This is a genomic window from Lysinibacillus parviboronicapiens, from assembly GCF_003049605.2.
GTDB classification, from domain to species: Bacteria; Bacillota; Bacilli; order Bacillales_A; family Planococcaceae; genus Lysinibacillus; species Lysinibacillus parviboronicapiens.
Genome location: NZ_CP073713.1, coordinates 1,637,877 through 1,650,749 on the forward strand (window position 1 = coordinate 1,637,877; position 12,873 = coordinate 1,650,749).

At 40.7% G+C, this 12,873-nt stretch carries 14 protein-coding genes; all 14 read left to right on the plus strand.

Translation table 11 applies throughout. The features are described 5' to 3' along the window. The first annotated feature begins 230 nt into the window (after nucleotides 1-230). The 14 genes from der to C9J31_RS07770 all read left to right on the plus strand — a co-directional run bounded on the left by der (nucleotide 231) and on the right by C9J31_RS07770 (nucleotide 12,864). Nucleotides 231-1,541: a ribosome biogenesis GTPase Der gene (gene der, locus C9J31_RS07705; protein ID WP_107951194.1), complete on the plus strand. Its 1,311-nt coding sequence runs from the start codon at nucleotides 231-233 to the stop codon at nucleotides 1,539-1,541. A 75-nt stretch (nucleotides 1,542-1,616) separates the two neighbouring features. Then, a complete protein-coding gene (locus C9J31_RS07710; RefSeq protein WP_107951193.1) occupies nucleotides 1,617-2,633 on the plus strand; it encodes an NAD(P)H-dependent glycerol-3-phosphate dehydrogenase in 1,017 nt (338 codons plus the stop codon). Nucleotides 2,634-2,902: 269 nt separating this feature from the next. Next, nucleotides 2,903-3,115, plus strand: a complete 213-nt coding sequence (locus C9J31_RS07715) for a DUF2768 domain-containing protein (protein WP_107925100.1) — start codon at nucleotides 2,903-2,905, stop codon at nucleotides 3,113-3,115. A 21-nt stretch (nucleotides 3,116-3,136) separates the two neighbouring features. Then, entirely contained in the window at nucleotides 3,137-3,916 is a 780-nt protein-coding gene (locus C9J31_RS07720) for a hypothetical protein (protein WP_107951192.1), read from the plus strand. Nucleotides 3,917-4,010: 94 nt separating this feature from the next. After that, entirely contained in the window at nucleotides 4,011-5,489 is a 1,479-nt protein-coding gene (gene spoIVA, locus C9J31_RS07725; RefSeq protein ID WP_107951191.1) for a stage IV sporulation protein A, read from the plus strand. A gap of 199 nt (nucleotides 5,490-5,688) precedes the next feature. After that, nucleotides 5,689-5,961 carry an HU family DNA-binding protein gene (locus C9J31_RS07730; protein ID WP_004232618.1) on the plus strand — a complete coding sequence of 91 codons (273 nt, stop codon included), beginning with the start codon at nucleotides 5,689-5,691 and terminating at the stop codon, nucleotides 5,959-5,961. Between the two features lie 438 nt (nucleotides 5,962-6,399). Beyond that, on the plus strand, nucleotides 6,400-6,969 hold the full coding sequence (gene folE, locus C9J31_RS07735) for a GTP cyclohydrolase I FolE (RefSeq protein WP_054768029.1): 570 nt from the start codon (nucleotides 6,400-6,402) through the stop codon (nucleotides 6,967-6,969). Between the two features lie 63 nt (nucleotides 6,970-7,032). Beyond that, complete coding sequence (gene mtrB / locus C9J31_RS07740; protein WP_054768030.1) at nucleotides 7,033-7,251, plus strand: trp RNA-binding attenuation protein MtrB; 219 nt, start codon at nucleotides 7,033-7,035, stop codon at nucleotides 7,249-7,251. Nucleotides 7,252-7,608: 357 nt separating this feature from the next. Continuing rightward, nucleotides 7,609-8,376 (plus strand): heptaprenyl diphosphate synthase component 1, encoded by a 768-nt coding sequence (locus tag C9J31_RS07745; RefSeq protein ID WP_107951190.1) that lies wholly within the window; start codon nucleotides 7,609-7,611, stop codon nucleotides 8,374-8,376. Between the two features lie 14 nt (nucleotides 8,377-8,390). Then, a complete protein-coding gene (locus C9J31_RS07750) occupies nucleotides 8,391-9,095 on the plus strand; it encodes a demethylmenaquinone methyltransferase (RefSeq protein ID WP_107951189.1) in 705 nt (234 codons plus the stop codon). Nucleotides 9,096-9,114: 19 nt separating this feature from the next. After that, nucleotides 9,115-10,089: a heptaprenyl diphosphate synthase component II gene (gene hepT, locus C9J31_RS07755; protein ID WP_107951188.1), complete on the plus strand. Its 975-nt coding sequence runs from the start codon at nucleotides 9,115-9,117 to the stop codon at nucleotides 10,087-10,089. Between the two features lie 86 nt (nucleotides 10,090-10,175). Beyond that, nucleotides 10,176-10,592, plus strand: a complete 417-nt coding sequence (ndk, locus tag C9J31_RS07760; RefSeq protein WP_054768033.1) for a nucleoside-diphosphate kinase — start codon at nucleotides 10,176-10,178, stop codon at nucleotides 10,590-10,592. Nucleotides 10,593-10,933: 341 nt separating this feature from the next. Further along, a complete protein-coding gene (locus tag C9J31_RS07765) occupies nucleotides 10,934-12,082 on the plus strand; it encodes a thiolase family protein (protein WP_107951187.1) in 1,149 nt (382 codons plus the stop codon). Nucleotides 12,083-12,096: 14 nt separating this feature from the next. Then, nucleotides 12,097-12,864, plus strand: coding sequence for a 3-hydroxyacyl-CoA dehydrogenase (locus C9J31_RS07770; RefSeq protein WP_107951186.1), 768 nt, complete (start codon nucleotides 12,097-12,099; stop codon nucleotides 12,862-12,864). The last annotated feature ends 9 nt before the right edge of the window (nucleotides 12,865-12,873 follow it).

The following is a 12,873-nucleotide window of genomic DNA, read 5'->3' on the forward strand; positions in this document are numbered from 1 at the left end:
GCTTTTTTTTTGATAGAAGTGCAGAAGTGACGGATAGAAATGCAGAAGTGATGGATAGAATCGTCGAAGTGACGGATAGAATAACTATAGTGGCAACGAAATGACGGATAAAAGTGCCTAATAGATGGCTAGAACCGTAAAAAGCGGTCCCTTTGATGGATATGATATGATATAATGGCATTTTTCGTGTATAATAGCGAAAGACAAGAAGTTGGAAGGATGAAGTACAGATGACGAAACCAGTAGTAGCCATCGTAGGTCGTCCGAACGTAGGTAAGTCGACGATTTTTAATCGTATCGTTGGAGAACGTGTATCGATTGTGGAAGATATTCCAGGCGTAACACGTGATCGTATTTATAGTTCGGCAGAGTGGTTAACACATGACTTTAATATTATTGATACAGGTGGTATTGAGATTGGAGACGAGCCGTTTTTAGAACAAATTCGTCAACAAGCTGAGATTGCCATTGAAGAAGCAGATGTTATTATTTTTATGACAAATGGTCGTGAAGGGGTAACGGCGGCAGATGAGCAAGTCGCTAAAATTTTATACAAAACGAAAAAGCCAGTCGTATTAGCCGTAAATAAAATTGATAATCCTGACATGCGCGAAATGATTTATGATTTCTACGCACTTGGCTTTGGCGAACCTTGGCCAATTTCAGGCTCTCACGGTTTGGGCTTAGGGGATCTATTAGATGAGTGCGCGAAGCATTTCCCACAAGAAGATGAAGAACAATATGGAGACGACGTAATTAAATTCTCTTTAATTGGACGACCAAATGTTGGGAAATCTTCATTAGTAAATGCATTCTTAGGTCAAGATCGCGTGATTGTAAGTGACATTGCTGGGACAACTCGAGATGCCATTGATACGCCTTATGAATATGACGGACAGGAATATGTCATTATTGATACAGCAGGGATGCGTAAAAAAGGTAAAGTGTATGAAACAACTGAGAAATATTCAGTGTTACGTGCATTGCGCGCAATTGAACGCTCTGATGTTGTGTTAGTTGTGCTGAATGCAGAAGAAGGCATTCAAGAACAGGACAAAAAAATCGCGGGCTATGCACATGAAGCAGGTAAAGCTGTTATTATCGTTGTCAATAAATGGGATGCCATTGAAAAAGACGACAAAACGATGAATGTTCATACACACCAAATCCGTGAGCATTTCTTATTCTTGGACTATGCGCCAATTATTTTCGTGTCAGCGAATACGAAACAACGAGTTCACCAAATTTTACCGATAATCCAACGTGTAAGTGAAAATCACGCGATGCGTATTCAATCATCTATCCTGAATGAGGTGATTGAGGATGCTGTGGCACGTAACCCAGCGCCAACTGATAAAGGGCGTCGTTTACGACTTTATTATACAACGCAAGTGGCGATTAAACCGCCAACATTCGTGGTCTTTGTGAACGAAACGGAACTAATGCACTTCTCTTATGAACGTTTCTTAGAAAACCGTATTCGTGAAACATTTGATTTTGAAGGAACGCCAATCCGTTTAATCACGCGAGCGCGTGCTTAACGAATATTCATACACACAGTACGCCAACCCTACATTTGTGTAGGGTGGCGTCTTTTTACAAAGGGGGAATTTTGGATGGAACGAGTTTGTGTGTTAGGTGCAGGCTCATGGGGGTCAGCACTTGCAATGGTACTGGCTGAAAATGGACATGATACGCTTGTATGGACGCATAGAGCCGACCAGGCAGAAGAAATTAATGAACAGCATACGAATAGAAGATATTTACCTGAAACGGAGCTACCAACGAATCTACATGCTACGAGCGATATTGCACAGGCGGTAGCGCATTCCACTACAATCATTGTGGCTGTGCCAACAAAGGCTATTCGTGAAGTATGTGAAAAGATGCTAGCAACCCTTGATAAAAAGGTGTTGTTTGTTCATGTATCGAAAGGAATTGAGCCTGATTCCTTAAAACGTATTTCAGAAATTTTAGCGGAGAGCTTACCAGCTGATTTTGTGGAAGAGATTGTAGTGCTTTCTGGGCCAAGTCATGCAGAGGAAGTTGTATTGCACCACCCAACAACGATTACAGCTGCTTGTGCCAACATCGAGGCTGCGGAAAAGGTACAGGATTTATTTATGAATCAATTTTTCCGTGTCTATACAAATGAAGATGTGATTGGCGTGGAAATGGGCGGCGCATTGAAAAACGTGATAGCATTGGCTGCTGGTATTACAGATGGCCTAAATTATGGTGATAATGCAAAGGCAGCACTTATTACACGTGGTCTTGCTGAAATTACGCGTCTTGGTGTGAAAATGGGCGGCAACCCATTTACCTTTGCAGGACTTACGGGCATGGGTGATTTAATTGTGACATGTACAAGTGTGCATTCTCGGAATTGGCGCGCCGGTAATATGTTGGGTAAAGGCATGAAACTACCACAAGTACTGGAGCAAATGGGCATGGTGGTTGAAGGTGTACGAACAACGAAAGCAGCCTATCAATTGGCCGAAAAATATGATGTGGCGATGCCGATTTCTTCTGAGCTTTATGGCGTGCTTTTCAATGATGTCGAGCCGAAAGTGGCAGTCGATGCATTAATGATGCGTGTCAAAAAGCGGGAAATTGATGAAATGATGCAATGATTACAATATTATTATAAAAATGCACGTAATTTTGCGAACTTCATGGTTACCGTCTTAAAATGGACACAAATAAGGTGTCTCAGAAATACTTCTGAGACGCCTTTATGCTGTACTAAAAGCGAATTTCCTTGATTTATGGCTACTTTAACAATAATAAAAAGGTTGTCCATTTAATGATACTTAAGGGACAGCTATTTCATTTTTACAGAAGCACATAGTATAATATACGTTGATTGTCTCGTGACATTGATGAAAGGTGGTTGTCTTGAATGGGTCCGTTAGCACATATGCCTGCACTCGATATAATGTGGGTATCATTTTATTGTATCGGCTTTATGATTGTGTCAGTCGGTTTGATTTATTTAGGTCGGAATAAGATTTCAAATGGTTTTTTACGGATAATCGTAAATTTAATCGCATACATACTGTTTGGACTGGGTACATTTTTAATGGTACTTATTGTTGCCACATGGCCAGCTTAAAAATAAGGAGGAGTAAATGACATGAAGAAACTAAGTGCCTTTCTTTTGATGGCGGTAGCAGCGGTACTATTAGTTGGCTGTGCTTTTCCAGAAGATCAAAAAGTCGCTAATAAAGTGCCAGATGTTGACCAACTGGCAGCGGTACAACGAGCAGTCAATGAGTATCGTGAAGCAACTGGTGGCCTTGTTCCTATTAAAAATCGTGATATGGACACAGATATTTATATAAAATATCTCATTGATTTTGAAAAGCTAATACCAAAATATATTGCCCAAACACCAGCCAATGCTTATGAAAAAGGTGGCATCTATCAATATATAATTTGGGATCCTGAGAATACAGCTGAAGTTAAATTAGTAGATTTAAACTCCGCAGAGCGTATGCGTGAGTTGAATATTCGTAAAATCGGTTTGAAATATATGCCGATAAAGGACTCAATTTCCGATAATGTGTATCAAATTAACTTTGAAAAATTAGGCTATGAATCAGAAGTAACCGTGAAAAGTCCTTATTCAGGTGCTGAATTACCAATTTTTATGACTGGTGATGGCGAAATGCATGTTGACTATTCAATCGATTTAAATCAATTATTACAAGAAGACAAGCCTGAAGTGAAACCAGGTGATGATATTCGTCAGCTTCTTGTCGAGAAATATCCGGTAGTGCCTGCCTATTCGGTGCCATATACAGTAGATGAAAATGGTGAGCCAACATTTATGATGGAAGCTTATAAAGCAGACATGCAAAAAGCACAGGAAGATACAAAGGCGACACAAGAAACAGAAACAGAAACAGATTAATTTACAGCTCCTTACACAAATTGTAGGGAGCTTTTTCATATTTATTTGCCTGCTCGCATATAGTGAAAAAGCGTAGATAAAGGAGGCAGAAACCTTGAGTGAAGCAGTATTTAAAGAAATTGCAGAGCGCACAAATGGCGATGTTTATATTGGTGTTGTCGGTCCAGTACGTGTAGGTAAATCAACATTTGTAAAAAAAGTAATGGAAGCGGTAGTGTTACCGAATATTGTGGATAATACAGAAAGAATGCGAGCACAGGACGAGCTGCCACAAAGCTCGCCGGGCCCAGTCATCATGACTGCTGAGCCGAAGTTTGTGCCTGCCCAAGCAACACGGATTGCAGTCGGCGAAGATGAAATGTCATTCCAAATTCGTTTAGCAGACTGTGTCGGTTATGTTATTGATGGTACAAAGGGCTATGAGGATGAGAACGGTCCGAAATTTGTGCATACACCTTGGCATACAGAGCCAATCCCTTTCCAGGAAGCGGCGAAAATTGGAACTGATAAAGTAATTCGCGATCATGCCAATATCGGTATTGTCGTGACAACAGACGGCACGGTAAATGGTATTCAGCGCCATGCCGCAGAAAAGGCTGAAGAGGAAATTGTCAATCAGTTAAAGGAAATTGGTAAACCATTTGTCATCTTGTTAAATTGCCAAATGCCAGCACGGGAAGAAACTGTACAGCTTCGTAACGAATTATTTGAACGCTATAATGTGCCCGTGATTGCGATTTCAATCGATCAAATGCGTGCATCAGATATTCAATATATTTTGCAAGAGGCACTTTTCGAATTTCCAATCCGGACGATTGAGGTTGAGAAACCAGATTGGTTGGATGTCTTAGATGCAACTCACCCTTTAAATGTGGCGCTCATCGATTCGATGGAAGAAGTGCTGTCATCTGTGATGAAAATTCGAGATGTGCAACAGGCCTCTGATGCCTTTAAAGCCATTGATTTTATCGATCAAAGTGAAGTGGTACACGTGGATTCTGGAATAGGTACAGCGGTTATTCGGGTATCGTTGCAAGGAGAACTGTATAAAGCAGTTTGCAATGAATGGCTAGATGAGCCGATTGAGACGAAGCGAGATTGGCTGCTATTCATAAAAGAAGCGGCAGAGGCAAAAGAAGCTCAAAAACGCTTTAAAGAAGCCATTAACGAAGCAGATTCGAGCGGTTATGGTGTGACATTGCCGATGATGCAGGAATTTGAGCCAACCGCACCAGAATTGATTAAACAAAATAATTTTTACGGTGTGCGTATGAAGGCAAAAGCACCATCCTATCATATTATTCGCGTTGATATGGAATCGGAATTTGCACCGCTTATTGGTTCAGAGTTCCATAGTCAACAGTTACTTAAGGATTTAAATCATGCTTATTTACATGATCGTGATGCCCTATGGCAAACACAACTTTTTGGTACACCATTGCATGAAGTGTTAAAAGAAGGAATTCGCTATAAAATGAATGCTGTGCCACCAACAGCTAAAAAACGTATGCGTCAAACAATTGAACGTATGGTAAATGAAGGTGAAAGAGGTTTAGTGACATTTATTTTATAGTGAAAAAAAGGAAAATAAAGCGCAAAAAAATATCTTAGGGCTTTTCGTTTTTATGCGAAAAGTCCTTTTATTTTCGTTTTTTGGGTGAAAAAATGATTTTTTGGTTATAATCAGGGATGAATACAGTTGCGTAGCGGTTTTCTATGTGTTACTCTTTTTACAGAATTGATTCATGACCCTTTGAGAGGAGGTGAATGGTGTGAATAAAACAGAATTAGTAAACTCTGTTGCTGAAGCTGCAGGTCTTTCAAAAAAAGACGCTTCTAAAGCAGTTGAAGCTGTATTTGATACAATTCAAGATGCTCTTGCAAAGGGTGACAAAGTACAATTAATCGGTTTTGGTAACTTTGAAGTACGTGAACGTGCGGCTCGTAAAGGTCGTAACCCACAAACAGGTAAAGAAATCGAAATCGCTGCTAGCAAGGTACCTGCTTTCAAACCAGGTAAAGCGCTTAAAGATGCTGTAAAATAATACACGTCTAGTAGTTACATAGAGCAGTCTTCATGTAAACGAACATGAAGACTGCTCTTTTTGATGAGTAGATGTATACATAATGTGCTACACGCAAACTTTAACTTCTGTCAGCAAATATTTTTTGTACCGAAAGCGTAACGACAGGTACAGCAGTCTCCCACCTCTATAGGTGGTGATATGAATGTGGGTTGTAAGTTACTTTTCAGCCGTGTCCTGCTAAAAGAAATTAAAGCTTCTGGTGGATGTTACGGAATCGGAAAGGAGTTCTTTGTGCAAGCAAAAGCCGAATCCCGACGCAATGATGCCGGGGCATCATTGAATGAGAGATGTTGTTTTTGCTGTGAATGAAGTAAGTCATTTTGCGCTTACCTTTTGGATATGCTACGATGCAATGAGAAATGTGTAATGTTTTGATATGCAGGAGGGTTTTTACGGATGTCGAATGTTGATTTATTGAAAATAGAAGAAGCAGTTAAGATGATTTTAGAAGCGGTTGGTGAAGATGTAAACCGTGAAGGGCTACTAGATACACCAAAGCGTGTTGCAAAAATGTACGCAGAAATGTTTAGTGGCTTACATGAAGATGCAAAGGATTATTTTAAAACAGTTTTCCATGAGGATCATGAGGAACTAGTACTTGTAAAGGACATTCCGTTTTATTCAATGTGCGAACATCATCTGGTGCCGTTTTATGGGAAAGCACATGTAGCTTACATACCAAACGATGGCATTGTTGCGGGGCTTAGTAAGTTAGGTCGTGCAGTGGAAACGATTGCTCGTCGTCCACAGTTACAAGAGCGTATTACGTCATCAGTAGCTGATACGATTATGGAAATGCTATCACCAAAGGGTGTTTATGTGGTCATTGAAGCAGAACATATGTGTATGACTATGCGAGGACTTAAAAAACCAGGTTCGAAAACAGTGACTTCTGTGGCACGCGGCATTTATCAAGAAGATGAAGTAAAACGTAGAGAAGTCTTGTCATTTATTCAAATGTCTTAAATTGCATGTCTAATTGTGTTATGATGTACTAAGAATTTGTCGGATTTAAGGAGTGTACAGACGATGGCGCAAGATTATATAGTGATACAAGCAGAAGAAGATGGCGTGCATGTGATTGGCTTAACACGTGGGACGGATACAAAATTCCATCATTCTGAAAAATTAGATGCAGGTGAGGTAATGATTGCTCAATTTACTGATCATACATCTGCGATGAAAATTCGGGGTAAAGCACAAATCCATACAGCACATGGTGTCATCCATAGTGAAGGGAAAAAGTAACGTCGCATTGAAGAATACCTGACACCCATGGATTCAAACGCACAATGTGAATGGTAATATTGCAAACGTGCAAGGTTTTCAATGGCTGATTAGGTGGGGCCCACAGATTTTGTGGTCACACATACTAACCAACAAGGAAAAACAAAACGAGTATGTGTCTTTAATCCGGCATTGCGGGCAGTTGGATTTCCTACCATTCTTTCTCAGCATCTCTGTGGTGGGCGTCCTACTGCCCGTTAATGTTGGTAAGCGAAAACTTTTTATTCCGAATCGTTGCTTATGCTATAATGACTCAGTAAGCAAGCGTTATATCATGAAAATGATTGACGTATTCGAAAGTGAAATGGAGTAAGGTCTATGAATGCAACATACATTCAAAATTCAATTGCACAGTTAAAAACAGAGATTTTCATGGATGTTCGTCATAGAACTTTGCAAAAATACACAGGGGTGCCTGTGCTCGATGAAAATCAATTGTTTTACTTGTTAGTTCCCTTTTTGAATGGTGAAGAGTGGCAACAGGAACAAAGAGAAGCTGCAATTACTGTTGGAATTGTGTACGCAGCCCTAGCGGCTCACGATCATATAAAAGAATTAGATGCCACTTCAAAAGAACAGCAGTTAACCGTATTAGCTGGAGACTTTTATAGTGGTCGTTATTATGAAATTTTGGCGATGTCGGGAAATGTCGCATTAATACGAAATTTGTCACAAGGCATTGTGTCACGTTGTGAGCATCAAATTAAAGTATATGAGGCAGAAAAACGTACGGTCGAACAGTGGTTTTCTTCAATAAGCACTATTGAATCAGGTTTAATTGCGCAGTTTTTTGACCTCTATGCATTTGATGCGTATGTACCGATTATAGAAAAGAGCTTATTAATTTTACGCTTGGAAAGAGAATGGCTTTCTTACCAACGTGGACAAATATCATTAATGAGTAAAGCGCTTGAACAAAGTGCGAAACAGGCAGGCGCGACCTACAACAGCGTTATACAAGATAAAATTGTGCGCTTAAAAACAGAGTTGTTGCAGTTTTTAGACCAAGCATCATTTTTACAAAATGATGTGAAACAAGCTCTACAAGCGCGCGTAGAGGCATCTATTGCCTCTACTAACGGATAAGAGGGGTTTTAAAAATGGCTAAATCGAAAGAAGAGCACGTACACGAAGTATTTGAAAGCATTTCGGAAAGCTATGACAAAATGAACGGTGTTATCAGTTTCCAGATGCATATCGGCTGGCGCAATGATACGATGAAGCGCATGGCCGTGAAGCCTGGATCGAAAGCTTTGGATGTTTGTTGTGGTACGGCAGATTGGACCATCGCCTTAGCAGAGGCTGTTGGTGAACAAGGTGAAGTAAAGGGCTTAGATTTCAGTAAAAACATGCTGAAAGTCGGAGAACAAAAAGTAATACCCTATCCGCAAATTGAGCTAATACAAGGGAATGCAATGGAATTACCGTTTCCTGACGACACATTTGATTATGTGACGATTGGTTTTGGGCTTCGTAATGTACCGGATTATTTACAAGTGTTAAAAGAAATGCATCGTGTCGTCAAACCAGGTGGAATGGTTGTGTGTTTAGAAACTTCACAATCTGAGATTCCAGGTTATCGACAACTATTTCGATTTTATTTTAAATATATTATGCCGTTATTCGGTAAGATGTTTGCGAAAAGCTTTAAAGAATATTCATGGTTACAGGAATCCGCAAATGATTTCCCAGGCATGAAGAAGTTAGCGACAATGTTTGGACAGGCAGGTTTAGAAAAAGTAACGTACAAAGCATATAGTGGTGGTGCAGCGGCAATGCATATGGGCTTTAAAAAAGTACGTTAATGGGGGAAGGTTTTCACGCGTGGAAAAGATGAAGTTAAAACTACTCTATTCCGATTTGAAATCAGATATAGATATCATCGAAAAAGAATTAGAAACAGCGGTGAACTCGTCTTCACATTTGATTAATGATGCTTCTCTCCATTTATTACAAGCTGGTGGCAAACGGATACGACCAATTTTTGTGTTGCTTGGCGCGAAATTTGGCGATTATAATATCGAAAAGATGAAAGATGTGGCTGTGCCTCTTGAGCTCATTCACATGGCGTCACTAGTGCATGATGATGTGATTGATGATTCCGATATGCGAAGAGGGCGTCCAACTGTCAAATCGCAGTGGAATAACAGAGTAGCGATGTACACGGGCGATTTTATTTTTGCTCGTGCACTTGAATATATTACGAAGCTCGAAGACCCACTTGTGCATCAAATTTTGGCACGTACGATGGTGGAAATTTGTAACGGTGAAGTCATTCAAATTGAAGATAAATTTAGATTGGATCAGGGCTTAAAGGATTATTTCAGACGGATAAAACGAAAAACGGCTTTGCTGATTTCTTCTAGTTGTGAGCTTGGTGCGGTGGCAGCAGGCGTTGATACAAAAACGGTGGGCCATTTAAAACGCTTTGGATATTTTGTTGGCATGAGCTTCCAAATTATTGATGACGTCTTAGATATTATGGCAACAGATAAAGAATTAGGGAAGCCTGCTGGTAGTGATTTATTGCAAGGTAACATTACATTACCCATTTTATTGTTAAAAGATGACCCACAGATGCAACCTTATTTAGCGAAAGTGTTTGCAGGTACGTTAACGGAGCCTGAGCGTCAAAAAATGTTGCAGTATGTGCGTAAATCTGATGCAATTGCGCAAGCTAATAAAATGAGCGATAAATATTTAAAAAAAGCATTACAAGAAATAGATGCATTACCCAAACATCCCGTAAAGAAAAAATTACGTGACATCGCTTTATTTATGGGCAAGCGTAAATTCTAGCTTTTTGTTGTACAAAAGCTCATTTTTTGTTAATATTTATCGGTAGGTGTAAAACCTGTTAGACGAATTTAAGGAGTGTTTTAAACATGGCAATCGAACAAACTTTTTTAATGGTTAAGCCAGATGGCGTAAACCGTCAAGTAGTAGGTGACATCGTTGATCGTTTTGAACGTCGCGGTTTTGTAATGAAAGGCGCTAAATTAATGGTAATTCCACAAGAATTAGCAGAAAAACACTATGCAGAGCATTCTGAACGTCCATTCTTCGGTGAATTAGTAGAATTCATCACTTCTGGCCCAGTATTCGCTATGGTATGGGAAGGCGAAAACGTTATCAAACTTGCTCGTACAATGATGGGAGCAACTAAACCAGAAGAATCTAACCCAGGTACAATCCGTGGTGACTATGCAACAACTGTTTCTCACAACATTATCCACGGTTCTGACTCTCTTGCTTCTGCAGAGCGTGAAATCGGTTTATTCTTCGGTGAAGATTTAGTTTAATTAGCTTATAGATCAAGCAATCTCAATTTTTATTGAGATTGCTTTTTTTTGTAAAAATGGCGAAGTGGCGGATAGCCCCCATCAAATGACCGATAGACTCCAATCAAATCACGGTTAGACCCTATTGAAAGTCGTGCTATTTATCTTTTTCTAAATACATATATTTTTGTTAAAAACTTCTTACTCTTGTGAAATAAATGCTATAATATTCAGATAATTGAACATTATTAATTAGTTTAATAATGGGGAATATATTTTCTTATATGCAAATACACTTTAACGTATTGAATGAAAGCAAAGTGTGGTTTGAGAGAATCGTTATAGCAAAGGGGTAGTTCTTTATGAGAGAAGTAGTGATTGTAGCAGCTGTTCGGACAGCTATAGGGCGAAGCAAAGGGGCGTTAAAAAATGTACGTGCAGACGATTTAGCAGCAGATGTCTTGCAGGAGGTTGTGCAGCGTGCGGGTATCGATAAAGGGCAGGTAGAGGATGTCATCTTTGGCTGTGTTACGCAAACTGCTGAACAAGGAGCCAATATTGCACGTACCGCTTTATTAATGGCAGGCTTTCCTGAGACAGTGCCCGGTGTAACAATCGATCGGCAGTGTGGCTCTAGTCAGCAAGCAATGCATTTTGCGGCACAGGCTATATTAGCGGGAGATATGGATATCGTCATTGCTGGTGGTGTAGAGAGTATGTCAAGAGTACCGATGTTTTCAAATATGATGGATGCGCACAAAGGTAACCGCTTACAGGAGAACTATACAATTATACATCAGGGGCTATCCGCTGAGAAAATGGCGCAGCAATGGCAACTTTCACAAGAGCAGCTAAATGCTTATGCTTACGATAGTCATAGACGAGCGCTTGCAGCTATAGAAGCGGGACATTTTAAACAGGAAATCATGCCTGTAAAGGTAACACAAGAAGACGGTTCAGTAGCATTATTTGCAGAAGATGAAGGACCGCGTGCTGAAACAACGGTCGACATATTAAATGGCCTAAAAAAGGTCTTTCAAGAGGATGGCGTTATCACAGCTGGCAATGCGAGCCAAATGAGTGATGGAGCTTCCGCTGTTGTGGTGATGTCCTTAGACAAGGCACAAGAGCTCGGCATACGCCCACTTGCTAAAATTGTTACAAGGGTCGTGGTAGGCTCTGACCCAACACTTATGCTGACAGGTCCGATCGAAGCAACAAGACGAGCACTCGAGCGCTCAGGACTGACAATTGAGGATATCGATACGTATGAGGTGAATGAAGCCTTTGCACTAGTACCGTTAGCTTGGTTGCATGAAATTGGCGCAGATCCAGCAAAGTTGAATCCTGATGGTGGCGCTATTGCTTTGGGACATCCACTCGGTGCAACTGGCACGAAGTTATTAACAACGATGCTGTATCGGATGGAACGGGAGAACTTGAATTTTGGTCTACTCGCAATTTGCGAAGGTATGGGCATGGCAAATGCCACAATTATTGAAAAATTGTAAAGGGGCTGGGTCACTTGAAAAGTCATGAGGTAGTAGCAGTTGTCACAGGTGGTGCGTCAGGTTTAGGGGAAGCGACAGTGCGCAAAATTGTAGGACAAGGGGGCAATGCTGTTATTTTTGATGTCAACGATGAGCGAGGACAGGCAATTGTAGCGGAACTAGGTGAACATGTCCAATATGCACGTGTGGATGTTACGAAAGAGGTTGAGGTAGCAGCGGGACTGGAGCAGGCTCTAGCGGCATATAGCACTATTAATGTCGCTGTAAACTGTGCTGGAATAGCAGATGCCAGTAAAGTACTGTCAAAACGTGGTGTACATGCACTTGCCTTATTTGAAAAGGTAATAGCAGTCAATTTAATCGGTACATTTAATGTGATTCGCCTTGTAGCCGAAAAAATGCAGTATAACCAAGCAAATGACGATGGTCAACGAGGCGTAATAATAAATACTGCGTCCGTAGCTGCCTTTGACGGACAAATTGGACAGGCAGCCTACAGTGCCTCGAAGGGTGGTGTTGCAGCGATGACTTTACCGATTGCCCGAGAACTTGCAGATATTGGCGTACGCGTGATGACCATAGCGCCAGGCTTAATCGAGACACCGATGTTTGGATCGTTACCAGAACAAGCCAGAACGGCGCTTGCCTCAATGACACCGTTTCCGAAGCGACTGGGCAGACCATCAGAATATGCAATGCTTGTGGAAAGTATTATTCACAATGGCTTGTTAAATGGTGAAGTAATTCGTCTTGATGGCGCTATTCGCATGCAACCGAAATAAGGCAACAAC

Excerpts from the sequence above, each read along its gene's own strand:
- der (WP_107951194.1), top strand. The coding sequence starts at position 231 with ATGACGAAACCAGTAGTAGCCATCGTAGGTCGTCCGAACGTAGGTAAG.
- C9J31_RS07710 (WP_107951193.1), top strand. The coding sequence starts at position 1,617 with ATGGAACGAGTTTGTGTGTTAGGTGCAGGCTCATGGGGGTCAGCACTT.
- C9J31_RS07715 (WP_107925100.1), top strand. The coding sequence starts at position 2,903 with ATGGGTCCGTTAGCACATATGCCTGCACTCGATATAATGTGGGTATCA.
- C9J31_RS07720 (WP_107951192.1), top strand. The coding sequence starts at position 3,137 with ATGAAGAAACTAAGTGCCTTTCTTTTGATGGCGGTAGCAGCGGTACTA.
- folE (WP_054768029.1), top strand. The coding sequence starts at position 6,400 with ATGTCGAATGTTGATTTATTGAAAATAGAAGAAGCAGTTAAGATGATT.
- mtrB (WP_054768030.1), top strand. The coding sequence starts at position 7,033 with ATGGCGCAAGATTATATAGTGATACAAGCAGAAGAAGATGGCGTGCAT.
- C9J31_RS07745 (WP_107951190.1), top strand. The coding sequence starts at position 7,609 with ATGAATGCAACATACATTCAAAATTCAATTGCACAGTTAAAAACAGAG.
- C9J31_RS07750 (WP_107951189.1), top strand. The coding sequence starts at position 8,391 with ATGGCTAAATCGAAAGAAGAGCACGTACACGAAGTATTTGAAAGCATT.
- ndk (WP_054768033.1), top strand. The coding sequence starts at position 10,176 with ATGGCAATCGAACAAACTTTTTTAATGGTTAAGCCAGATGGCGTAAAC.
- C9J31_RS07765 (WP_107951187.1), top strand. The coding sequence starts at position 10,934 with ATGAGAGAAGTAGTGATTGTAGCAGCTGTTCGGACAGCTATAGGGCGA.